A 21,018-nucleotide genomic window follows, 5' to 3' on the forward strand; every position below is an offset into this window, starting at 1 on the left:
AACGAAGATGAAGAACCGTCTTCTCGATCGCGTCGCGGTCACCGCGCTTGCCCTGGTGATGTCGCTCGCACAGGCTCATGCGCAGAAGAAATACGATCCCGGTGCCTCCGACACTGCGATCAAGGTCGGTCAGACCGTGCCGCTCAGTGGCCCGGCCTCGGCCTACGCCGTGATCGGCAAGACCCAGGCGGCCTATATGAGGATGATCAACGACCAGGGCGGCGTGAACGGCCGGAAGGTCGAGCTGATCCAGTATGACGATGCCTATTCGCCGCCGAAGACGGTCGAGCAGGTTCGCAAGCTGGTCGAGAGCGACGAGGTGCTGCTGACGTTCCAGATCATCGGCACGGCGCCGAACGTCGCCGTGCAGAAATATCTCAACGCCAGGAAGATCCCGCAGCTGTTCGCTGCCACCGGCGCGGCACGCTTCACCGATCCGAAATCCTTTCCCTGGACCATGGGCTTCAACCCCTCCTACCTCGTCGAGGGCCGGATCTACGCGCAGTACCTTCTGAAGAACCATCCGAACGCCAAGATCGGCGTGCTCTACCAGAATGACGACCTCGGCAAGGACTATCTTGCCGGCCTCAAGGCGGGCCTCGGTGACAAGGCAAAGATGGTGGTAGCCGAGACCTCCTACGAGATCTCCGAGCCGACCATCGACTCGCAGATCCTGCGCTTGAAGGACGCCGGCGCCGACGTGCTGTTCAGCGCCACGACGCCGAAACAGGCGGCGCAGGCGATCAAGAAGGTCGCCGAGATCGGCTGGAAGCCGCTGCACATCATCGACATCAACGCTTCCTCGCTCAGCGCCGTGCTGAAGCCGGCGGGCCTGGACAATTCCAAGGGCGTCGTCAGCGTCGGTTACGTCAAGGATGCCGCAGACCCCGACTGGAAGGACGATCCCGGCATGAAGCGCTACCTCGCCTTCATGGCAAAGTACTATCCCGACGGCGACAAGGATTCGAACCTGAACGTGTACGGATACATCACGGCCCAGCTGCTGGTGCAGGTGCTGCAGCAATGCGGCGACGATCTGACCCGCGAGAACGTGATGCGGCAGGCAACCAGCCTCAAGCACGTCGTGCTCGATCTGACGCTCCCGGGAATCTCGGTCACGACCACACCGACCGATTATCGCGTCAACAAGCAGTTCCAGATGGTGCAGTTCGACGGCCAGCGCTGGCAGAAGCTCGGCGACATCGTGACGGACGAGGCGAAGGAGTGAGAAGAGCCAGGCTTCGAGACGGCGCTCAACGCTGGCCGGCTCGCCGGCCGCCGTTGCGGATCAAAGGGTCGCTCTCCCGGACATGGTGCTGATATTGGGAGATGGCGCGATTGGCCCTGCGGATCCGGTTGGTTTGCCCCTCCTCGACCATCCCGGTGATGCGCTGTGCCAGGAATACGCAGGCTTCGAATTCGTCGCGGATCGCGCCCGTGCGGTCGAGAAAATCCCAGGCAATCTCGTAGGCCTGCTCCGCGGCGGGATTGCGATAGTCGCTGAAAACAATGTGCGTCATCACCGGCAAAGCCGGAGAAGCGCGATCGTTCCTGCGGCCCCCCTCGTGCGGCAGAAAGCCCGCTAATCCCGATAATGTTCCGGTCGCGGGAACGACGCCCCCGCCGCAAGTCATCGCACGTCGGCACGCCTTGCCAATGTCAGCGAAAACGGTCCCGGAGGCTCTGCGCCGGGACCTCATGTCTTCACCGCTTCATGCCGGCGACATAGGCCGTGAGCTTGTCGAGCGTCTGATAGCCGTACTCGACGGCGCCGAAGCCGATCATGCCGTCGCGCTGCTCGGCGCTCGAGGCGAGCTGGCGCATCATCAGCACGGTCTTGCCGTTGCTCTGCTCGGCAAAGGTGACGGTGAAGCGGAACATGCCGGGATCCTCGTCCTGGTCTGTGCCGTGATCCATCTCCATCAGCGACGGCCGCTCGATGCGGCGAAAGCGCATCCGGTTCGGATAGACCGTGCCGTCGGGGCCGATCATGTTGAAGCGCCAGACGCCGCCGACCCGCACGTCGATCTCGAAGGTCTCGACCTTGAAACCCTTCGGCCCGAACCATTGCGGCAGATGCTTGGGGTCGGACCAGGCCTCGAACACCAGATCGCGGGGCGCGTCGATCACGCGCGACATCACGATCTCGCGGTCGAGCGACCATTGCGACAGAGCGGGATTGGCAGAATTCGTCATCGTCAAGAACCTTTCTTCTTGGTTGTGCGGGACGGCCGTTTGGCGACCGCCTGCTCCTTCTCTTTCTTGAGCTTCATCACATAGGCTTCGAACCGGTCGAGCCGCGCCTCCCAGATCGCGCGCTGCTGCTGGAACCAGTCCTCCGCCCCGAGCAGCGCATCCGGGCTGAGCCGGCAGGTCCGCACGCGGCCGGATTTCTCCGATTGCACGAGCCCGCTCGTCTCCAGCACATGGATGTGTTTCATGAGGCTCGGCAGCGCCATGTCGAAGGGATCGGCGAGCTCGCCGACCGACGCCTCCCCCGCGCACAGCCGCATCACGATCGCGCGCCGCGTCGGATCGGCGAGCGCTGCGAAAACCTGGTCGAGGTGGGACAATTGGTTAGCCATGAAGCTAACTATAGGCGACGTGGACGCGCGCGTCAACAATTGTTATCCGATTGGCTTAGTTTTGTACCGCCGGCTTCGATGCGGAACCTGCGACGCGCAATTGTGAATTGGGCCGCGGGACGCTTCCGGCTAAAGCAGATCGGGGGCGCCCCAGAATCGTTCATCAGAGCTCGTGCCGCCTATTGTCACCTCATCCCCCATCACCCGGCGGACCTTCGCCCGGGCCGTCTTCATTCCGGCTGCGCTCGTGCTCTGCTCGCAACGCGCCTCGGCGGATTCCGACATGATCGCTCAGATGCGCGACATCGTCGCGAGCGAGCTGGCACCGACCGCGACGCCGGACCATGCGGGCGGCCTCGCCGCCGCCCTCTATGCCGGGCGCCATGTCGAGTTCTTCAGCTACGGTTTTGCCGATGATGCGACCGGCCGGAAGGTGACGCCGGATACCTTGTTCAACCTCGCCTCCTTGAGAAAACCGTTCGAGGCGGCTGTTGTGGCGCTCGGCGTGCTGCGTGGCGAGTTGCGGCTCGACGACCGCCTGCCGAAATACCTGCCCGAGCTGGACGGCACCTATATCCGCAACGTCACTGTCGGCCAGTTGGTGACGCACACATCGGGACTGTTGCTGCCGACCGACCATCCGCCCTGGCCGAACGATGAGTACACGCGCGCGCAGTTCATCGCCATGTTGAACGCCTTCGCGCCGGCGGCGAGCGTCGCGCCCGGTCGGCAACGCATCTACACCCATGCCGGCTATGTGCTGCTTCAGCTCGTGCTCGAGCGCTGCTACGACATGCCGATCCGCACGCTGATAGAGGGGCGCATCCTCAAGCCGCTCGGCATGCACTCAACGTTCTTTCCTGAGCGCGGGCCGGACAATCGCGCCGTCATGGATGCCGCCTGGATGCAGCGCGCGGTCCAGGGCTATTCCGACCAGGGCGCGGCTGTCGGCCCGATCGGCGATCAGCAGAGCTATTTTGCCTTTCTCGGCACCGGCCAGATGTTCGCCTCGGTGCGGGATCTTGCCACGTTCGCGGCGGCCTGCGTCGATGGCCGGGCCATCGATCCGCATTTGCGCGAGGCGCTGCGGATGACGCAGCGCGAGGCCTTCCGCGTCGACGAGAAATTCGGACAGGGCATGGCCTGGGAGACCGTGCGTCTTCCGGGCGTCACCATCGTCGACAAGCCCGGCGGCCTCAACAACGCCTCCGGCTATATCGGCCTGGTGCCGGCGCGGCGGATCGGCATCGTCCTGCTGGCCAATCGCGGCGAGTATCCGCACGAGATCGCCCGCTACAAGATTCTTCCCGCGCTGGCACATCTGCTGGCATCGCACGCAGGCTGAACTTCAAAACAGAAAGCCCCGGCCGAGCCGGGGCTTTCCACGCCAGGATCGGACCGGGACAGATCAATACCTGGCGACGACGGGTCCGCCGAACTTGTAGTTCACGCCGACGCGCACAATGTTCGACTTGAGGTCGACCGAATGGGTGAAGGTCTGCGCCGGCAAAGCCACACCGACGCTGAAATTGTTGCTGGTCATGCTGCTGCGGCCGAGATCGACATAGAGATATTCGGCCTTCAACGACCAGCCATTGCCCACGGCGTATTCACCGCCGAGGCCCGCGGTCCACCCGACGCGGGTGTCGCGGATCGTTCCGGATTCGGTCGCGCCTGCGAAGGTATCGGTGAAGCTGAAATTGCCCCTGACCTCTGCGATGGCGGCACCGCCGGTGGCGTAGATCAGCCAGCTCGGCGTCGCGAGGAAGCCGATGCGGCCGCGAATGGTGGCGAGCCAGTCGGCCGAGACCGACGAATTGACGGTGAAGGTGGTCGGCGCGCAGCAGGGATAGACGGCCGTGCTGCTCGCGCTGCCCTTGAAGCCGAAATAGTTGATGTCGCCCTCGAGGCCGAGCACGGCGTTGTTGACCTGCCAGTTGTAGCCGGCGGTGAAGCCGCCGGTCACGCCGGAGCTGTTGATGTGCTGGGCGCCGACCGTTCCGATGGCGGTCACGCTCGAATCCGCGAAATAGGCGGCCACCGGAAACAGCGTGGTGGTGGCCGGGTTCGCGCTGCCCCACTGCCCACCGACATTGCCGCCGACGTAGAAGCCGGTCCAGTTATAGAGCGGCGCCATTGCCGGCGCCTTGGTGTAATGCGCCGCGAGGTCGGCCGCCTGAACGGACGCGGTCCCCAAGACAACCGACGCGATCGCCAGCAACAACTTGTTCATTCCAGTCTCCTTGCCCCACGCGATGAACTCGCGTTTCGATTGCCCGCCGATAAAAACCCGCGCAGTGAGGGCATACGGCGCGCGCCGCTCGTCGTCTTGGGCTGCGGCGAAGTTCATCGGGACTGTGACGTAGTGTGCATCGGAGATCGTACAAACGGATGAGCAGTGTGACTGGAGGGCCACAGATCACCCCTCATCAACGGCGTGCAGCGCACGCCGCTGTCGCATGACGACAAGGCCGCGAGGCCGCGACTCGGCTCTGCTTGCCTCAGACCGAGCGCGTCAGTCCGCCGTCGACGCGGATGTTCTGGCCGGTGATGTAGGCGGCGCCGTCGGAGGCCAGGAACGAGATCGTCGCCGCGATCTCCTCGACCTTGCCATAGCGCTTCATCGGCACGCTGTCGCGGCGTGCATCCTGCTGCGGCAGGCTGTCGATCCAGCCCGGCAGAACATTGTTCATGCGGATGTTGTCGGCGGCATGGTCATCGGTGAAGATTTTTGTGAAGGCGGCGAGCCCTGCGCGGAACACCGCCGAGGTCGGGAACATCGCGCTGGGCTCGAACGCCCAGGCCGTCGAAATGTTGATGATGGTCCCGCCCTTCTGCGCCTGCATGATCGGCGTCACCAGCCGCGTCGGGCGGATCACGTTCAACAGATAAGTGTCGAGGCCGGTGTGCCACTCCTCGTCGGTGATCTCGGTGATCGGCGCGCGCGGGCCGTGGCCGGCGCTGTTGACGAGCACGTCGATCCGTCCCCATTTTGCCATCGCACCGTCGACGAAACGCTTCAAATCGTCGTTCGACTTGTTCGAGCCGGTGACACCGAGCCCGCCGAGCTCGGCCGCCAGGGCCTCGCCCTTGCCCGAGGACGACAGGATCGCGACACGAAACCCGTCCGCCGCCAGCCGCCGCGCAGCCCCTGCCCCCATGCCGCTGCCGCCGGCGGTAACGAGCGCAACCTTCTCTGCTGCCATGACCGATCATCCCTTCGAGTTGAGGCGAGCCGCAGGCTCGGCCTATCATGAGGTCTTCTACAGCCAGACCTGTCGGCAGGTCCATGGTCGAAGGTCACAGTCATGAGCAACGCGAGATGAGCGAGCTGTTGATCCGCAATTTGCGCCCCGAGGAAATCTCGCTTGCCATCGGCTGGGCCGCGGCCGAGGGCTGGAATCCGGGCCTCTCCGATGCCGCCTGCTTTGCCATCCCCGACACGCAAGGCTTCTTCGTCGGCGAGATCGATGGCGAGCCGGTCGCGACCGTCTCCTGCGTCAATTTCGACGATCGCTTCGCCTTCCTCGGCTTCTACATCGTGCGTGCGGATCTTCGCGGCTCCGGCCACGGCCTGCGCATCTGGAACGCGGCGATCGCGCATGCGGGCACGCGCGTGATCGGGCTCGATGGCGTGGTGGCGCAGCAGAGCAACTACAGAAAGTCAGGCTTCCAGCTTGCCTACGCCAATATCCGCTATGGCGGCGTCGTCACTGCGCCTGCAAGGCCGCCCGCCGATGTCGTCGCACTCGACACGATCCCGTTTACGCGTGTGGAAGCCGATGACGCCACGGTCTTCCCGGCCCGGCGCAGCACTTTCCTGCGTGCCTGGATCAGCACGTCGGGCCATGTCGGCCGCGCGCTTATGCGTGACGGCGAGCTCGCCGCATGGGGCGTGATCCGGCCGTGCCGGACCGGCTACAAGATAGGCCCGCTGGTCGCCGACGATCGCAGGGCGGCGGAGGCGATCGTGCAGGCCCTGCTGGCAAGCGCGGATGACGAGGTCTTCCTCGACGTCCCCGCCGTCAACCGTGACGCCATCGCGCTCGCGGAGGCGCTCGGGCTGAAGCCGGTGTTCGAGACGGCGCGGATGTATACGGGCGCGATCCCGCCGCTGCGGATCGACCGCGTCTTCGGCGTGACCAGCTTCGAGCTGGGCTAGACCCCAATCAATAGCAGCGCGTGATGTTGACGGTGTGCTCGCTGCCGCCGCGGCCGGGCACCGTCACCTGCTCCGTCGGGCAACTCGGCACATAGGGCCGGTCGGAGGGCACGACGTTCGGCGGGAAACGATGCGACCAGTCCCAGGGGACGTCATAGGTGTAGGTGTAGCGCACGTCAGTGGAGACCGGCTGCGCCGCATCGAGGAAGGGCTGGCTGTAGCCGGCGCTGTCGTAGAAGAAGCCGCCGCCTCCCGGCCAGTACACGAAGGGGTTATTGCGCCGGTGGAACCGGGCCCCCGGCGCGATGGGCGGACGCGCCGCGACGCCGGACGGCGCAGCAGTCATGCCATGCGGCGCGGCGCCGCCGGGTCGTGCAAAACTGTCGCTGAGGCTAAGGAGCAGCGCGACGGCGCTGAGCGAGGCGAGCATCGCCCCATATGATCTGGACATCATGATACGCACCAACTCGTTTGGCTTCGGCGGCTCCCCGCAGCTACGCTAGGCCGGGCTGTCGCCCAGCCGCAAACGTATAATTAATATTTGGTTAAAGCACGCGATTAGCCGGGGAACCGGTGCGGCAAGAGCGCCCGGGATTGCCGCCTCCGTCGTTTCGTTCCGGGACAGGCGATTCATAACCAGTTGATCGGAGTTGATCGCTCTCGCCGGACCGGTTCCGGAACGCTCCCACAGTGCAACCGTTGGCTCCCGACACAAGCAAGGAGCATCTCAAATGCAGAACAAGTCGAAACTCCTCTGCCTGATCACGGCATCGCTCGTCGCCGGCACCGCGGCCGCCTCGGCGCAGGGCTACGACTGGAACGGATCGCGCATGGGCTGGGACCGCAGCGCCCCCGCCTACGAGCCGGTTCAGCCGCGCGCCTACTATCCTGATGTCGCGGACCCCTATGGTGCAATCAACGGCACCAACCATCCGACGCCGAGCTCGACGCAGGGTGACGTCGGCCCTGACGGCAACAACAACGGCACGCTGACCGGCGGATATCGCTGGTAAGATCCGCGCGCGGCGAGGCCCACCGTCCAGAGCGGACGGTGGGCCTTCGTGCGTCACCGGCCCTGCTGCTTGCGCAGCCAGTCGAGCATGTCCTGCGCCTTGCCGGTGCCTTGTCCGGTGCTTTGCGTCACGATGGCAGTGTTGCCACCGCTGCGGCGATAGACCGTCGTGCGCCCGGGTTCCTTCTCGATGCGAACCTCGGCCTGCGCGGGATCACCGCTCTGTGTGATCACCGACGTGCCGTTCTCGTCCTGGACCGTCGTGGTGTGACCATCGCCTGCTTCAGCCGGCGCCATCGCAACCACGCCCATGAGTCCTATTCCGGATGCGAGCAGGAGCAACCTCATGTCACACCTCCATCATCGGCTGAACTGAAAGATCGCCAGCCAGTTGAAACGCCCGAACTGCCTCACGGCTCCTGAGTTCATGTCGCCGACCTGAAGCAGAAGCGTGTTGGTGGAATTGCCGATCTGGGTGATCTCGGCGGTGTTGCTCACCCCGGATTGACCGATGACGGCATTGGTGGTGCCGCCCACCTGAATCACATTGGCATAGTTGCGCGTGCCGTTCTGGATGATGGTCGCGTCCACCATCCCGGTCCCGCCGATCTGGATCACCCGCGCGATATTGATCGGGCTGTTCTCCTCGATCGTGACCGGCTGAACATTGTCGCCGAACTGCACGACCGTTTCAATGCTCACCTTCCCTTTCGTCACGCTGTGCTGCACCGACCCGGCGCTCGCCTGCGTCGCCGTGCCGACGGCGGTGAGCAACACCGCCAGCGCCAAAGTGTGCCTCAAGATCTGCCTGCCTCGCATCGTCTTCCCCCATTGCTTGCCGACGCCGATGAGTTCGCGCGCGTTTTAGGGGCCGGTCTGGACGACGGTGGAAGTGTTAACCGCGCCGAACTGCGCCACCGTGCCCGCATTCATCGTGCCGAGCTGCGATATCAGGCTGCTCGCCGATTGGCCGGTCTGACCGACGAAGGCGAGATTGTTCGCGCCCGCCTGCCCGACCGATGCGGAATTGGTCCCGCCGAATTGCAGGACGCCCGTGGCATTGTTGGTGCCGTTCTGCGTCACGGTCGCGCTGGTGCTGCCGCCGATCATGAACACGCCCGCCAGGTTGAGCTGACTGTTCTGGTTCAGCACGACGGGCGGCCCGCCGACCGAGACGATGGTCTTGATGTCGGCGGTCTGGGCCCGGGCTGGCCCCGCGCCGACCGGGCCCAGAGCGAGCAGGACGGCGCCCGCGCATCCCAAATGATGTTTCATGACATGCCTCGCACTTCGGATCCGCTCACGGAGCCTGCTGGATGATCGTCGAGCCGTTCAGGATTCCGAGCTGACCGACGCCGGCCGTGTTGGTGGCGCCGATCTGGCCGATCAGGCTCGTATTGCTGCCGCCGACCTGGCCGGCCAGCGCGGTGTTGGTCGCAGTCGGGGTGGTGCCGCCCTGCCCGATCACCGAATTGTTGACGGTCAGGAGCGAGCCCGTCTGCAAGGTGGTCGCGGTATTGGTGGCGCCGAACTGCAGCGTCGTGGCGCTGTTGCTGGTGCCGCCACTCTGCGAAATGAACGAGGTGTTGGTGTTTCCGAATTGCAGCACGCTGGCCGTGTTGCCGGCCTGTGCATCGGCGGCCGTCAGCGTGGCGAACGCCGCAAAGGTTGCAATGAAATAGGTGATCCGCATGTCAATTCCTCCGCGAGAATGAGCGAGCCGTCGCAATTGATCGGCCGGCCGGTAGCGGTGTATTCGAGATTGGCGCGGACGCACCGCAACTGGATGCGTCCGGCCGAACGGTTGCGTGGTTCAGTGCGCCGTCTGCGAGACGGTGCTGCCGTTGACGCCGAACACGCTGAGCTGGCCGACGGCGGCGGCGTTGTTCTGCAGCGCGGGCGGCCCGAACGAGTTCTGGGTGATCGCGCTGCCGTTGTTGCCGAACGCCACCTGGCCGGTGGTCGCCGAGTTCTGCACGCCGATCTGGTTCACCGTGCTCGCGTTGTTGAGCGAGGCCGAACCGGTGCCCTGCATCGTGGACGCAGTATTCACGATGCCGAGCTGGCTGGTCGACGAGCTGTCGTTGGTAAGGCCGTTCTGCGTGACGGACGAGCCGTTCACGACGCCGACCTGCACCGTGGTCGAGGTGTTGGCGGCCTGCGCCGCGGAGGACAGGGCGAACAATGCAACGGAAGCAAAAAACAATTTGCGCATGGAATATCCCTTTCTGGACAAGTTGTCTGACTTGAGTACGGATGCCGTCTTGGAAGAGGCCGACATCGTAGGGATACTTTGAACCGATCGCGGCCTGCGCGACAGACTGCCATTCATGCTAATCGGTACGGACTAGACGCCTGCCGTGAAATGCGGCCCGTGAAAGCTCGCGAGCCGCGCTATCCCGCGCCGGCGCGCGGCGTCTCCGCTTCACGCCCCATGCTGTCGATCAGCCGCACCACCTCGATCGGCGTACGCAGCTCCAGCTTTCGCATCATCCTGGCGCGATGCACCTTCGCCGTCACCTCGCTCACGCCGAGCCGCGCCGCGATCTGCTTGGCGATGAGCCCTTCGGCCATCAGCAGCATGATCTCGCGCTCTCGCGCGGTCAGCGTTTCGACGCGCTGGCGCGCTTCACGCACGACATCCTCGCGCTCGAGGCGCCTGCGATCGCGCTCGATGCCATGCCTGATCGCGTCGAGGATCTCCTGCTCCCGAAAAGGTTTCGGCAGAAACTCGACCGCGCCGCGCTTCATGGCCTCGACCGAGACGCGGACGTCGGAATGGCCGCTGATGAAGACGATCGGAATCGGCACGCCCGTCTCGGCGAGCTGGCGCTGCAGTTCGAGTCCGGTCGGCGAGGTGCCGGGAAAGCGGACATCGAGCACGAGGCACGAAGGACCGGGCGAAATACTCTCGGCGAGAAACGCCTCCGTCGTGGCGAACAGCTTCACCTGGTGTCCGGTCTCCTCGCAGAGATTCCCGATCGCAGTTCGAATCTGAATTTCGTCGTCAACGACATAAACTGTGGCTTGACCTGAATTCATGAGCAACGGGCTCCCCGGCTTGCGGCTCGATGAAAAAACCGAGCCGTCCATTCTTCTTGCAAGCGTGATCAAGGTGCTTGGATAGAATCGCAGCGATCGAACGAGGCGCATCGCTCCGCCGGTTCGACCTCTTAGAGCCAACTCGCGCCTGAGACGAGTGAAGGCGTTCACATATCGGGCTTCGTGATTGAAGTGATTCGACCTCGCCGCCGCCGGCATCGAGGCGGGCTGATTTCGAAATTGCGACGTTCCTGCGTCGTGGTATCGCCAGTTGCATCATGCATCGCCACTCATGGGCCGGCCTGAACGCCCTGCACCGGCCGCTTCGGCCAGAGCAAACGGGACGTTCAGTCAGCTTGTCGAGTTCGATACCGCGCGCCTCGTATCGATACGCTTCGTATGCATCCGCAGCAAATCACGAAAATTCGCGGCTTACGACTTTACGTCTGGATCATCAGCCGCGCCCGACCGTCGCCCCATCAGCGGCGACATACTGACGATCGATATCGCTTTGGAAGATTTACAACCATAGCGCGATCTTTATCCGTGCCGCCAGCCATTATTCGAGAGGCGGGTTTTTGATATGCGATTTGTACCAATCATTGCCTTGCTTGGAACTGCCTGCAGCCTCGCCGCGGTCTATGCCGCAGGGCCCGCCGTCATCGGCGCGGCCGGCAGCGCTGCGGACAAGGCCTCGCACGCGCTGGAATCGACCCGGCGCCTGCTCGTGCCCGCCGGACGCAATGCCGCGTCATTGGGGCCCGATTCGCCCGTATTCCGCTACGCGTCGATCCAGCGCGGCAGCATCGAGCAGACCGTCACCGTCACGGGCGCCCTGCAGCCCGTCAAGACGATCGAGGTGGGTTCCCAATTGTCCGGGCAGCTCGCCCGGGTCTATGTCGATTTCAACGACACCGTCGCCAGGGATCAGCCGCTCGCCTTGATCGATCCGCGCAGCTTTGCCGCCAAGGTCGACGAAGCCAAGGCTTCGCTCGCCGTCGCCAATTCCCTGGTCGACATCGCCAGGGCCAAGCTCGATCGCGCCAAAATCGACCTGCAAAACGCCAGAGGCAGCCGGGACGTGCTCGCCGCCAAGCTCGAGAGCGCCCAGGCGGTGAAGAGCTCGGCGCAGAAGACTCTGCAGCGCAAGCTGGCGCTGCAGTCGCAAAACGTGGTGGCGACGACGGCGGTTGACGACGCGCAGACGGAGTTCACCGCGCGCCTCGCCCAGGAGCGCGAGGCCGAGATCCTGATGTCCCTCAACTCCTATTCGGTGGAGGGTGCGCAGGCCGACGTCCGCCGCATCGAGGCGGAGCTGCAACAAGCACGAATGGCCGTGCCGGAAAAGGCGGCGGTGCTCGCCGCGGCGCAGGCCGATCTCGACCGCACCGTGATCCGCTCGCCGATCGACGGCGTCGTCGTCGGCCGGTTCGTCAACGAGGGCCAGACCCTCGCGGTTGGGTTGGAATCGCGCACCACCTTCGTGGTGGCCCACCGCCTGGAAGACATGGAGATCCATGCGCAGGTCGACGAGGCCGATATCGGCCGCATCGCCCCCGGCCAGCGCGCGCATTTCACCGTGGACGCCTACCCCGACCGCCGCTTCGAGGCGGTGGTGCGACAGGTCCGCAAGGCCCCGCAGACCCAGCAGCACGTCGTCACCTACACCGTCGTTCTTGCGACCTCCAATCTCGACGGCGCGCTGCTCCCGGGGATGACCGCTTTGGTGAAGATCGTGATCGAACGGCAGGACGATGTTTTGAAGGTGCCGCTGGCGGCGCTGCGCTTCCAGCCCTCCGGCACACGGCCCGATCCGGCCGGCACGCACAGCGGCGTGTGGGTGCGCACCGCGAGCGGCGCGCTCCAGCGCATTGCCGTGACGGTCGGCGCGGCCGGCACCGAGCAAGTCGCACTCAAGGGCGGAGGTCTCGACGAGGGCAGCCAGGTCGCAATCGGCCAGGCGATCCGTCCAGCGGGCTTCGAATTCCTCGGAATCAGGTTTGGATCATGACCTCGTCCCCGCCCCTTATCAGCCTCCGCTCGGTCAGCCGGACCTACCGCACCGACGGGATCGCGGTGACTGCGGTGCGCAATGTCAGCTTCGACATCGCGCAAGGCGAGATCGCGGCCGTGATGGGGCCGTCCGGCTCCGGCAAATCGACACTGATGAACATGATCGGGCTGCTCGACCTGCCGAACGAGGGCGCCGTCTATCTCGAGGGCGCCGACGTCGCCGCTCTGTCGGAAGACCGCCGGTCGTCCTTGCGGGCGCGCAGCATCGGCTTCGTGTTCCAGTCCTACAATCTCCTGGCCCGCCACAACGCGCTCGAGAACGTCGCGCTACCGCTGGTCTATTGCGGCATCAACCGCAGGGAACGCCTGGCGCGTGCGGAGCAAAGCCTCCAGGCCGTCGGCATGCTGCACCGGGCCCATCATTTCCCGCGGCAGCTCTCGGGCGGCGAGCAGCAGCGCGTCGCGATTGCGCGCGCGCTGATCGCCTCCCCGCTGATCGTGCTTGCGGACGAGCCGACCGGAGCGCTCGACAGCCGCACCGGCGCCGAGATCCTGGCCTTGTTCGCCGCGCTCAACCGGACCGGCCAGACCATCGTGATGATCACGCATGATCCGGGCATCGCGACGCAGTGCCGCCGCACCATTCGCCTGTATGATGGCGAGCTCGTCAGCGACGAAACGCTGGCTCCGATCCTGCCGAAACGAAGCGCTCTATCATGACGATGCTCCAGGCCTTTCAAATCGCCCTGCACGCCTTGCGGCTCAATCCGCTGCGCAGCTTCCTCACCATGCTCGGCATCGTGATCGGCGTCGCCTCCATCGTGACGGTGTTTGCGATCGGGGCCGGCGCGCAGCTGCGTCTGCAGGAGCAGATCCGCTCGATCGGGGCCAACGTGCTGATGATCACCCCCGGTGCGGTCTACCAGGGCGGAGTGCGTCTCAAGGACGGCAGCAAGCTGACGATGACCGAGGGCGACGTGCAGGCCATCCTCGAACAGCTTCCGGAAATCCAGGCCGCCGCAGGCTCGCTCGCCGGAACGGCGCAGGTCATCCACGAGGGCAAGAACTGGAATACGACCATCAACGGCACCACGACGGGGCATTTCATGGTCCGCGACTGGCAGCTCGCGAGTGGTCGCTATTTTTCCGGTTCCGAGGAGGCCGGCGCCGGCAAGGTCGTGATCCTCGGAAGCACCGTCGCACGCGAGCTGTTCGCCGACGGCGACGACCCGATCGGCGCGCAGATCCGGATCATGAAGGTGCCGCTCGAGGTGGTCGGCGTTCTCGACCGCAAGGGCCCCGCGCAGGACGACGTCGCCTTCGTGCCGCTCGCCACCGCCAAGCTGCGCTTCCTCGGCAGTGCGAGCAACATCAACAGGGATTCGGTCGCCTACATCATCGCCAAGGTGGCCGGTGACGGACAGATGGCGGGTGCGCGAGCGGAGATCGAGAATTTGCTGCGGCAGCGCCACCGTATCCCCGGCGGCCAGGAGGACGATTTCAAAGTCCAGGATCCGGCCGCCGCGATGGAGGCGCAGCAGGGCGCGATCCGCACTGTCGCGCTGCTGCTCGTCGCCATCGCCTCGGTCTCGTTGCTCGTCGGCGGCATCAGCATCATGAATGTCATGATCGTGTCGGTCACCGAGCGCACGCGGGAGATCGGAATCCGCCGTGCGCTGGGCGGGCGGATGCGGGACATCCGTCTGCAGTTCCTGTGCGAGGCACTCGTGCTCTGCCTGCTCGGCGGAGCCATCGGGGTTGCCGGCGGCGTCACGCTCTCGATGACGGTCGCCCGCATGGCGGGATGGGTCACCTCGATCGACGGTCAGGCGATCGGCCTTGCCCTCGTGTTCTCGATCGCCACCGGCCTCATCTTCGGTTTCTATCCCGCCCACAAGGCATCCAAGCTCAGCCCCATCGAGGCGCTCAAAACGGAGTGAGAAGATGCTGAAAGCGGACCATTCAGCGCGTAGCCCAGGGAGGAGCCCATCATGAGCCCGGATCCGAAGGATTCGATAGCACCGACGCCGCGCGAGCGTGAGCTGATGATGTTGATCGCGCGAGGGCTGCAGAACAAGAACATCGCCTACGAGCTCAAGATCTCCGAGAACACGGTGCGGGCGCATATCGGCAACATCATGCGCAAATACCGGCTTCAGAACAGGACGCAGATCGCGATCGCGTTTGCCCTGCACGCGGCCCCGTTGTCGCTACGCCGCGATCTCGCCAGACCCGACCGCCATCCGCAGGCGCCAAAGCCCGCTTAGGCCGCTGCACAAAGTCCGGCGGTGCTTCTTGCTCCGTCATCGCGAGCGCAGCGATTTGCCCGCCGAAGCCTAGGCGAAGGCGGAAGCAATTCAGATGCTTTTCCGCGGAGGAATTCTGGATTGCTTCCTGCGCTCGCAATGACGAAGTCGAAGCAGTGATGCGCCAAAGACCGCTCTCGTGCCCCAGATACAGCGCTGCGCCTCCCCTGCGATGCGAAGCATCGTCCGGTTCAGCGGTGCGCTGCCGAGCCGGGGCCCATGTTGTAGCGGGCCGTGCAGCCTGCAGGGTCCCGGCTCCGCGCAGCAGCGCGAAGGGCGTTGCAGCGCGTCCGGGACACGAGACCAAGCCCCTTCCCCAGCCCTCTTGCATGGCTCTCAGCTCTTGTAACACAACCGTCATGCAGCGAAACTAAACGAAGCCGGGGCCGCGGGTTGCGGCCGTGCCGCCTCACCGCAGGGAGAGATTTGATGCGCCGTTCACTGCTGTTGCTGTCCGCTGGATTGACAATCTTGTCCAACGGATTTGCCTCCGCCCAGAACAACACGCCCCGCAATCTGATCCTGTTCATTCCGGACGGCCTGCGCGCGCTGAAGGTCAATCCCGACACGGCGCCCGCCATGGCCGAGGTCCGCGACAAGGGCGTCAATTTCAAAAATTCGCACTCGCTGTTCCCGACCTTCACCATGGCCAACGGCTCGGCGATGTCGACCGGCCATTATCTCGGCGACACCGGCGTGTTCTCCAACACGATCTGGACCAATTACACCTCCGTTCCGGCAGGCAATACGGTCGTCCCCTTCATCGAGAACGACGCCGTGCTCGGCGATATCGACGAGCATTTTAGCGGCAATTACCTCAACGAGGACACCCTCCTGAAGCTGGCGCGCGACAAGGGCTACAGCACCGCCGCGCTGGGCAAGCATGGTCCGACCTATCAGTTCGACCACACCGACAAGCCCGAAAAGCCCGGCCTGCATTCGATCGTGTTCGACGACGCCACCGGCGGCAAGATCGGCGTGGCGCTGTCCGACGAGGTGAAGGACGCCCTCACCAAGGCGGGCCTGCCCACCACCACGCCGCCGCGCGGCGACAATGCCAAGGCGGGCGATGCCAAGACGCCCGGCACCACGTCCGCCAACGTCGCGCAGCAGGCCTATTTCGCCGACGTCGCCGCCAAGGTGGTGCTGCCGATGTTCAAGGCGCGCAACAAGCCGTTCGTACTGGTGTTCTGGTCGCGCGATCCCGACGGCAGCCAGCACAACACCGGCGACAGCCTCAACCAGATCAAGCCCGGCATCAACGGTCCGACCTCGATGGCCGGCATCAAAAACGCCGACACCAACCTCGCCCAGCTCCGCAAGGCGCTCGACGAGCTCGGGCTCACCGCCTCGACCAACATCATCGTGTCGGCCGACCATGGCTTCTCCACCATCTCCAAGGAGAGCAAGACCAGCGCCTCGGCCAAGGTCAGCTATGACGACACGCCGGCAGACTTCCTGCCGATGGGCTTCCTGGCGCTCGATCTCGCCAAGGCACTCGATCTCCCCTTGTTCGACCCCAACGACAAGAACGCGAAGATCGAGGGCAACAAGCATCCCAAGGCCGGCAACGGCGTGCTCGGCAAGGATCCGGAGAAGCCCGATCTCGTCGTCGCCACCAATGGCGGCTCCGACCTCGTCTATCTCCCGAACAAGGACAAGAAGCTGGCGGAGAAGACCATCAAGGCGCTGCTCGCGCAGGACTACGTCTCCGGCCTGTTCGTCGACGATTCGCTCGGCCGCTTCCCCGGCACGCTGCCGCTGTCGAGCCTCAATCTGCGCGGCAAGGCCGCGACGCCGACCCCGTCGATCGTCGTCAACTTCCGCTCCTATGCCAGCGATTGCGGCGAGGCGCCGACCAATTGCTCGGTGCAGGTCGCCGACACCGTGCTGCGCCAGGGCCAGGGCATGCATGGCAGTTTCAGCCGCGGCGACACCATGAACTTCATGGCCGCGATCGGTCCGGATTTCAAAGCCGGCTTCGTCGACGAGCTGCCGGTCAGCAATGCGGATGTCGGCATGACGGCCGCCCGGCTGATGGGCCTGCGCGCGACGCAGAAGGGAGAGCTGGTCGGCCGCGTGATGTCGGAAGCCATGCCCAACGGTCCCGTGCCGAAGGCCTATGCGGGCACGCTGAAGTCCAAGCCGGCCGAGGGCGGCCTGACCACCGTCCTGAACTTCCAGCGCGTCGGCAGCCAGCGTTATTTCGACGCCGCCGGCTTCCCGGGCCGCACGCTCGGCCTTGAGCCGGACGCCGGCAAACAAAAAACGGCGGGGAAATAACCCCGCCGTTCGATCTCGTCAGAGACGCTGAGACGTTACATCCCGATATCGAACACGTTCGGCAATTGGCCTGCCAGAGGCAGCGCGGTGGCGCCGAGGAACGTCGCCACCATCGCCATCAGGCGACGGTTGTTGTGGCGCTTGCCACGCATCTGGGCGGCGATCCACTCCAGCATCTCGCTGTTGACCTTGGAGGCATAGGACGGCGCCCAGCTCTCGATCTCGGTATCGGCCGCCAGCGCGACGCTGCGCGGCGGCACCTTCAGGCCCGATGCGCTTGCGGCATAATGGGCGACGGCCTTGGCGAGCAAATCGTCAAACCGGCCGGCATCGGTGCGCTCGGTTGCGGCCTCGTTGATCTCGAACAGGATCTCGGCCTCGGCGCGGCTGACCGGCTGATCGTTGACGGCGGTCGCGGTCAGGATCCGCGTGCACCAGGCAGTGTCATCGGCATCCAGCGAACGGGAGAAATGCACCCTTCCCTTGGTGGTCGGGCCTTCGCCGGTGATCACGCCGTCGCGCACGATGGAGAGTGCGTGGGCCGCGGTATCGCGGCAGGACGGTTCGAGGGACGGCGACTCGACAGATTTAGGCGCAGCGGCAGACATAGTTCACTTCCAGACTTCTTCTGATCGGCCAGCATTTTCATGCCGGCGTAAAGGGGTGGTTAACGATTCGATACGGGGATCGCGACTTTTCTAGATGGTTGCCAATTGGTCGCTGTCAGGACCGTTTCGGTTCTAGGACGCGCCGGGCGAGCGTGATGGAAGTCATAAAAGGCATAATCGGGGCGAGCGAGACCGTGTGACCCCGGGTGGGGATGTTTCGCCGCAGGTGCGGCTGTAACAATAAGTTGCTAGAAAATCGGGCCTTCAGGCAAGGAATTCACATTTTACTTGAGCGGGTTCAGTTGCCGTTCACTTGGCGTTGCAAGGCCCTTATACTGAGCAGGACGACCTGCGAGAATTCGCCAGTTAATTCAATACGATGAGGTAAGATCATGACACTTCCGATCGGCGCCACCGCACCCGACTTCGAAGCCGAGACCACCGAAGGGAAGATCAAATTCCACGACTGGATCGGCAACAGCTGGGCGCTGTTGTTCTCGCACCCCAAGGACTTCACACCGGTTTGCACGACCGAGCTCGGGGCCCTCGCCAAGCTGAAGCCGGAGTTCGACAAGCGCGGCGTCAAGCTGATGGGCCTGTCGGTCGATCCGGTCGACCGCCATGCCAAATGGTCGGAAGACATCAAGGAGACGCAGGGCGCAGCTCCGAACTATCCGATGATCGGCGACACCGATTACAACGTCTCGAAGCTCTACGGCATGCTGCCGGCCGCCATCTCGGGCGATCCCCTCACCCGCACTGCCGCCGACAACCAGACCGTCCGCAACGTCTTCATCATCGGTCCGGACAAGAAGATCAAGCTGGTGCTGGTCTATCCGATGACCACAGGCCGGAACTTCCAGGAGATCCTGCGCGTCGTCGACTCGCTCCAGCTCACCGCCAAGCATCGCGTCGCCACCCCGGCCGACTGGTCGCAGGGCGACGACGTCATCATCGCGGGCTCGGTCTCCAACGACGAGGCCAAGACGATCTATCCGCAGGGCTGGAAGGAGCCGAAGCCCTACATCCGCATCGTGCCGCAGCCGAAATAGTCGATAGTCATTCCGGGGCGGTCCGAAGGACCGAGCCCGGAATCTCGAGATCCTTCTGGTGCGCAATTGCGCACCGGAGTTCGGTCCTGCGGACCGCCCCGGGATGACAACGCTGAATTACGCCGCCCGCACGCGATCGAGGAAACCGTCGACCTCTGCCTTCAGATGCAGGCTTTCGCCCGACAGCGCCTGGGCCGAGGCAAACATCCGGCTCGACGTCTCGCCGGTGTCGCTGGCGCCCTTGGCCGCATGCCGGACATTGACGGCGACATCGGCCGTGCCTGAGACCGCCGCGCGAACGCTCGCCACGATGTTGTGGGTTGCGCTTTTCTGCTGCTCGACCGCAGCCGAGATCGAGCCGGCAATCCCGCTGATGCGCTCGATGGTCTGGCTGATCGCCTTGATGGCGGCGACAGATTCCTCGGTTGCGAGCTGCATGCTGGCGATCTGGTTCGAGATCTCGTCAGTCGCCTTGGCGGTCTGGCCAGCCAGCGTCTTGACCTCCTGAGCCACCACCGCGAAGCCGCGGCCGGCATCGCCCGCGCGCGCGGCCTCGATGGTGGCGTTCAGCGCCAGCAAATTGGTCTGCTCGGCGATCGAGGTGATCAGCTTGACGACGTCGCCGATCCGCGCGCCGGCCTCCGACAGCTGCGCGATGCGCTGGTCGGTTGCCTCGGCCTGTTGCACCGCCTCGGCCGAAATCTGGTTGGATTCCTGCACGCGCCGGGCGATCTCGGAGATCGATTGAGACAGTTCGTCCGAGGCCGATGCGGCCGAACGCACGTGTTCGGAAGCATTTTCGGAAGCCCCGGCGGACTGCGCCGACAGATCGGCGGTGGAGCGGGCGACGTCGGTCAGCTGACGCGCCGCGCGCTCGAATTCGCTGGAGGAGGTCAGCACCTTGTCGAGGATGCCGCCGACGCTGCCGCGGAATTCCTCGACGAAATTGCGCAGGTCGGATTTGCGTTGCTCGACCGCCGCGGCCGAGGCCGCCGCCTGCTCGCTGCGCATGCGCGCGCGCTCCAGCGAATTGCTCTTGAACACCGCGACCGTGCGGGCGATCTCGCCGATCTCGTCGGCGCGATCCTCGCATTCGATCGCGACGTCGCTCTGGCCGTTGGCAAGCGCGGTGAGCGAGCGCGTGACCGAGGTGAGCGGCCGGGTGACGCGGCGCACGACCAGCAGGGTCAGGACCAGCACCAGAAGCGCGGCAAGGCCGGCGGCCGCGGCCATGCTCTCGATGGCGTGGGCCAGCATGCTCTCGTACTGGATCATGGGGATGCCGACATAGAGAATGCCGACGACCTTGCCGGCCCCGTCCGCGATCGGGAAATAGGCGGTCATGAATGTCTTGCCGAACAGCGTCGCCGGCCCCTTATAGGGCTCGCCCCGGCGCAGCGGCGCCTGCCCCGGATGGTCGGCTGCCAGCTGGGTGCCGACGGCGCGGTCGCCATTTTCCTTTTTCACGTTGGTAGAGCGTCGGACGAACTGCCCGCTGGCATCATCGTACACGAACAGGGTCGCATTGCCGCCGACATAGGACACCGCGCGATCGACGATAGCGTGGTCCGTAAAGCTGGGCATCGCAGGGATTTCGGCGCGCACCACCGCGCCATCGCGCATCGTGATCTTGGCGGCCGGAACGATCTCGGTGAAGGCCAGCGCCAGCGTGCGCAGATTGACCTCGATGTCGCGCAATGCGCGATCGTTGAAGGCGGAGGTCAGCGACCAATAGCCGGCGCCGACCACGAGCGCCGTGTTCACGGCGATCAGCAGCACGGCGCACAGAACCGCCTTGGTGCCGAGCTTGAACTGCGGCAACAACTTTCCAGTCAAAACGTTGGACATGAATGGAACTACCCCCGTAATTCCTGCATATTCGTGCAACGCCCTTACGGTCCCATTAACGACGGTTCATACCGCCGGGGGCCGGCATGCTTTCCAAATCGTAAACG

General features: G+C 64.6%; 24 protein-coding genes. 10 read left to right on the top strand and 14 right to left on the bottom strand.

What is annotated here, in order from left to right; genetic code table 11:
- Positions 1–7 precede the first annotated feature (7 nt).
- Positions 8–1,228 carry an ABC transporter substrate-binding protein gene (locus tag RPS27_RS28150; protein WP_212068512.1) on the top strand — a complete coding sequence of 407 codons (1,221 nt, stop codon included), beginning with the start codon at positions 8–10 and terminating at the stop codon, positions 1,226–1,228.
- A 25-nt stretch (positions 1,229–1,253) separates the two neighbouring features.
- Here the strand turns inward: RPS27_RS28150 and RPS27_RS28155 are convergent, their stop codons facing one another.
- The 3 genes from RPS27_RS28155 to RPS27_RS28165 all read right to left on the bottom strand — a co-directional run bounded on the left by RPS27_RS28155 (position 1,254) and on the right by RPS27_RS28165 (position 2,585).
- Entirely contained in the window at positions 1,254–1,520 is a 267-nt protein-coding gene (locus RPS27_RS28155; protein WP_212068563.1) for a hypothetical protein, read from the bottom strand.
- A 184-nt stretch (positions 1,521–1,704) separates the two neighbouring features.
- Complete coding sequence (locus RPS27_RS28160) at positions 1,705–2,196, bottom strand: SRPBCC family protein (RefSeq protein WP_212068511.1); 492 nt, start codon at positions 2,194–2,196, stop codon at positions 1,705–1,707.
- Between the two features lie 2 nt (positions 2,197–2,198).
- Positions 2,199–2,585: an ArsR/SmtB family transcription factor gene (locus RPS27_RS28165; RefSeq protein ID WP_212068510.1), complete on the bottom strand. Its 387-nt coding sequence runs from the start codon at positions 2,583–2,585 to the stop codon at positions 2,199–2,201.
- Positions 2,586–2,868: 283 nt separating this feature from the next.
- Here RPS27_RS28165 and RPS27_RS28170 point away from each other — a divergent pair, with 283 nt between their 5' ends.
- On the top strand, positions 2,869–3,930 hold the full coding sequence (locus tag RPS27_RS28170) for a serine hydrolase (protein ID WP_212068509.1): 1,062 nt from the start codon (positions 2,869–2,871) through the stop codon (positions 3,928–3,930).
- A gap of 63 nt (positions 3,931–3,993) precedes the next feature.
- On the opposite strand, the gene RPS27_RS28175 is transcribed toward RPS27_RS28170, so the two are convergent.
- Positions 3,994–4,818 carry an outer membrane protein gene (locus RPS27_RS28175; protein WP_212068508.1) on the bottom strand — a complete coding sequence of 275 codons (825 nt, stop codon included), beginning with the start codon at positions 4,816–4,818 and terminating at the stop codon, positions 3,994–3,996.
- 268 nt (positions 4,819–5,086) lie between these two features.
- On the bottom strand, positions 5,087–5,791 hold the full coding sequence (locus tag RPS27_RS28180; RefSeq protein ID WP_212068507.1) for an SDR family oxidoreductase: 705 nt from the start codon (positions 5,789–5,791) through the stop codon (positions 5,087–5,089).
- Positions 5,792–5,907: 116 nt separating this feature from the next.
- Between RPS27_RS28180 and RPS27_RS28185 the strand changes: the two genes are divergently transcribed.
- Positions 5,908–6,747 (top strand): GNAT family N-acetyltransferase, encoded by an 840-nt coding sequence (locus RPS27_RS28185; protein ID WP_313754730.1) that lies wholly within the window; start codon positions 5,908–5,910, stop codon positions 6,745–6,747.
- Positions 6,748–6,754: 7 nt separating this feature from the next.
- Here RPS27_RS28185 and RPS27_RS28190 read toward each other — a convergent pair whose 3' ends face one another.
- On the bottom strand, positions 6,755–7,201 hold the full coding sequence (locus tag RPS27_RS28190) for a hypothetical protein (protein ID WP_212068505.1): 447 nt from the start codon (positions 7,199–7,201) through the stop codon (positions 6,755–6,757).
- Between the two features lie 277 nt (positions 7,202–7,478).
- Between RPS27_RS28190 and RPS27_RS28195 the strand changes: the two genes are divergently transcribed.
- A complete protein-coding gene (locus RPS27_RS28195; RefSeq protein ID WP_212068504.1) occupies positions 7,479–7,760 on the top strand; it encodes a hypothetical protein in 282 nt (93 codons plus the stop codon).
- Positions 7,761–7,813: 53 nt separating this feature from the next.
- Here RPS27_RS28195 and RPS27_RS28200 read toward each other — a convergent pair whose 3' ends face one another.
- The 6 genes from RPS27_RS28200 to RPS27_RS28225 all read right to left on the bottom strand — a co-directional run bounded on the left by RPS27_RS28200 (position 7,814) and on the right by RPS27_RS28225 (position 10,801).
- Positions 7,814–8,107: a hypothetical protein gene (locus tag RPS27_RS28200; RefSeq protein ID WP_212068503.1), complete on the bottom strand. Its 294-nt coding sequence runs from the start codon at positions 8,105–8,107 to the stop codon at positions 7,814–7,816.
- 12 nt (positions 8,108–8,119) lie between these two features.
- Positions 8,120–8,548 carry a curlin repeat-containing protein gene (locus tag RPS27_RS28205; protein ID WP_283818412.1) on the bottom strand — a complete coding sequence of 143 codons (429 nt, stop codon included), beginning with the start codon at positions 8,546–8,548 and terminating at the stop codon, positions 8,120–8,122.
- A 75-nt stretch (positions 8,549–8,623) separates the two neighbouring features.
- Positions 8,624–9,034 (bottom strand): curlin, encoded by a 411-nt coding sequence (locus RPS27_RS28210; protein WP_194402723.1) that lies wholly within the window; start codon positions 9,032–9,034, stop codon positions 8,624–8,626.
- 25 nt (positions 9,035–9,059) lie between these two features.
- Positions 9,060–9,452, bottom strand: a complete 393-nt coding sequence (locus tag RPS27_RS28215) for a curlin (protein WP_212068501.1) — start codon at positions 9,450–9,452, stop codon at positions 9,060–9,062.
- 120 nt (positions 9,453–9,572) lie between these two features.
- Entirely contained in the window at positions 9,573–9,974 is a 402-nt protein-coding gene (locus tag RPS27_RS28220) for a curlin subunit CsgB (RefSeq protein ID WP_194402725.1), read from the bottom strand.
- 179 nt (positions 9,975–10,153) lie between these two features.
- Positions 10,154–10,801, bottom strand: coding sequence for a response regulator transcription factor (locus RPS27_RS28225; protein WP_212068500.1), 648 nt, complete (start codon positions 10,799–10,801; stop codon positions 10,154–10,156).
- 583 nt (positions 10,802–11,384) lie between these two features.
- Here RPS27_RS28225 and RPS27_RS28230 point away from each other — a divergent pair.
- The 5 genes from RPS27_RS28230 (at position 11,385) to RPS27_RS28250 (ending at position 17,403) form a co-directional block, all read left to right on the top strand.
- Positions 11,385–12,812, top strand: coding sequence for an efflux RND transporter periplasmic adaptor subunit (locus RPS27_RS28230; RefSeq protein ID WP_211419233.1), 1,428 nt, complete (start codon positions 11,385–11,387; stop codon positions 12,810–12,812).
- Complete coding sequence (locus RPS27_RS28235; protein WP_212068499.1) at positions 12,809–13,534, top strand: ABC transporter ATP-binding protein; 726 nt, start codon at positions 12,809–12,811, stop codon at positions 13,532–13,534. Before RPS27_RS28230 ends, RPS27_RS28235 begins: the two co-directional genes overlap by 4 nt.
- The gene (locus RPS27_RS28240) at positions 13,531–14,754 is read left to right on the top strand and encodes an ABC transporter permease (protein WP_313754731.1); all 1,224 of its coding nucleotides are present in this window, start codon (positions 13,531–13,533) and stop codon (positions 14,752–14,754) included. Before RPS27_RS28235 ends, RPS27_RS28240 begins: the two co-directional genes overlap by 4 nt.
- Positions 14,755–14,805: 51 nt before the next feature.
- Complete coding sequence (locus tag RPS27_RS28245) at positions 14,806–15,081, top strand: response regulator transcription factor (RefSeq protein ID WP_194402730.1); 276 nt, start codon at positions 14,806–14,808, stop codon at positions 15,079–15,081.
- Positions 15,082–15,549: 468 nt separating this feature from the next.
- A complete protein-coding gene (locus RPS27_RS28250; RefSeq protein ID WP_212068497.1) occupies positions 15,550–17,403 on the top strand; it encodes an alkaline phosphatase family protein in 1,854 nt (617 codons plus the stop codon).
- Positions 17,404–17,438: 35 nt separating this feature from the next.
- Here the strand turns inward: RPS27_RS28250 and RPS27_RS28255 are convergent, their stop codons facing one another.
- Positions 17,439–18,011: a hypothetical protein gene (locus RPS27_RS28255; protein WP_211419230.1), complete on the bottom strand. Its 573-nt coding sequence runs from the start codon at positions 18,009–18,011 to the stop codon at positions 17,439–17,441.
- Between the two features lie 392 nt (positions 18,012–18,403).
- On the opposite strand from RPS27_RS28255, the gene RPS27_RS28260 reads away from it, so the two are divergent.
- Positions 18,404–19,063: a peroxiredoxin gene (locus tag RPS27_RS28260; RefSeq protein WP_212068496.1), complete on the top strand. Its 660-nt coding sequence runs from the start codon at positions 18,404–18,406 to the stop codon at positions 19,061–19,063.
- A gap of 117 nt (positions 19,064–19,180) precedes the next feature.
- Here the strand turns inward: RPS27_RS28260 and RPS27_RS28265 are convergent, their stop codons facing one another.
- Entirely contained in the window at positions 19,181–20,911 is a 1,731-nt protein-coding gene (locus tag RPS27_RS28265) for a methyl-accepting chemotaxis protein (protein WP_212068495.1), read from the bottom strand.
- Positions 20,912–21,018: the final 107 nt, after the last annotated feature.

It is taken from the genome of Bradyrhizobium sp. WYCCWR 12699 (assembly GCF_032144035.1).
Taxonomy (GTDB): domain Bacteria; phylum Pseudomonadota; class Alphaproteobacteria; order Rhizobiales; family Xanthobacteraceae; genus Bradyrhizobium.

Bases quoted from the DNA above. Each gene is read 5' to 3' on its own strand.
- RPS27_RS28150 (WP_212068512.1), top strand. From the start codon at position 8: ATGAAGAACCGTCTTCTCGATCGCGTCGCGGTCACCGCGCTTGCCCTG.
- RPS27_RS28155 (WP_212068563.1), bottom strand. From the start codon at position 1,520: ATGACGCACATTGTTTTCAGCGACTATCGCAATCCCGCCGCGGAGCAG.
- RPS27_RS28160 (WP_212068511.1), bottom strand. From the start codon at position 2,196: ATGACGAATTCTGCCAATCCCGCTCTGTCGCAATGGTCGCTCGACCGC.
- RPS27_RS28165 (WP_212068510.1), bottom strand. From the start codon at position 2,585: ATGGCTAACCAATTGTCCCACCTCGACCAGGTTTTCGCAGCGCTCGCC.
- RPS27_RS28170 (WP_212068509.1), top strand. From the start codon at position 2,869: ATGATCGCTCAGATGCGCGACATCGTCGCGAGCGAGCTGGCACCGACC.
- RPS27_RS28175 (WP_212068508.1), bottom strand. From the start codon at position 4,818: ATGAACAAGTTGTTGCTGGCGATCGCGTCGGTTGTCTTGGGGACCGCG.
- RPS27_RS28180 (WP_212068507.1), bottom strand. From the start codon at position 5,791: ATGGCAGCAGAGAAGGTTGCGCTCGTTACCGCCGGCGGCAGCGGCATG.
- RPS27_RS28185 (WP_313754730.1), top strand. From the start codon at position 5,908: ATGAGCGAGCTGTTGATCCGCAATTTGCGCCCCGAGGAAATCTCGCTT.
- RPS27_RS28190 (WP_212068505.1), bottom strand. From the start codon at position 7,201: ATGATGTCCAGATCATATGGGGCGATGCTCGCCTCGCTCAGCGCCGTC.
- RPS27_RS28195 (WP_212068504.1), top strand. From the start codon at position 7,479: ATGCAGAACAAGTCGAAACTCCTCTGCCTGATCACGGCATCGCTCGTC.
- RPS27_RS28200 (WP_212068503.1), bottom strand. From the start codon at position 8,107: ATGAGGTTGCTCCTGCTCGCATCCGGAATAGGACTCATGGGCGTGGTT.
- RPS27_RS28210 (WP_194402723.1), bottom strand. From the start codon at position 9,034: ATGAAACATCATTTGGGATGCGCGGGCGCCGTCCTGCTCGCTCTGGGC.
- RPS27_RS28215 (WP_212068501.1), bottom strand. From the start codon at position 9,452: ATGCGGATCACCTATTTCATTGCAACCTTTGCGGCGTTCGCCACGCTG.
- RPS27_RS28220 (WP_194402725.1), bottom strand. From the start codon at position 9,974: ATGCGCAAATTGTTTTTTGCTTCCGTTGCATTGTTCGCCCTGTCCTCC.
- RPS27_RS28225 (WP_212068500.1), bottom strand. From the start codon at position 10,801: ATGAATTCAGGTCAAGCCACAGTTTATGTCGTTGACGACGAAATTCAG.
- RPS27_RS28230 (WP_211419233.1), top strand. From the start codon at position 11,385: ATGCGATTTGTACCAATCATTGCCTTGCTTGGAACTGCCTGCAGCCTC.
- RPS27_RS28235 (WP_212068499.1), top strand. From the start codon at position 12,809: ATGACCTCGTCCCCGCCCCTTATCAGCCTCCGCTCGGTCAGCCGGACC.
- RPS27_RS28240 (WP_313754731.1), top strand. From the start codon at position 13,531: ATGACGATGCTCCAGGCCTTTCAAATCGCCCTGCACGCCTTGCGGCTC.
- RPS27_RS28245 (WP_194402730.1), top strand. From the start codon at position 14,806: ATGAGCCCGGATCCGAAGGATTCGATAGCACCGACGCCGCGCGAGCGT.
- RPS27_RS28250 (WP_212068497.1), top strand. From the start codon at position 15,550: ATGCGCCGTTCACTGCTGTTGCTGTCCGCTGGATTGACAATCTTGTCC.
- RPS27_RS28255 (WP_211419230.1), bottom strand. From the start codon at position 18,011: ATGTCTGCCGCTGCGCCTAAATCTGTCGAGTCGCCGTCCCTCGAACCG.
- RPS27_RS28260 (WP_212068496.1), top strand. From the start codon at position 18,404: ATGACACTTCCGATCGGCGCCACCGCACCCGACTTCGAAGCCGAGACC.
- RPS27_RS28265 (WP_212068495.1), bottom strand. From the start codon at position 20,911: ATGTCCAACGTTTTGACTGGAAAGTTGTTGCCGCAGTTCAAGCTCGGC.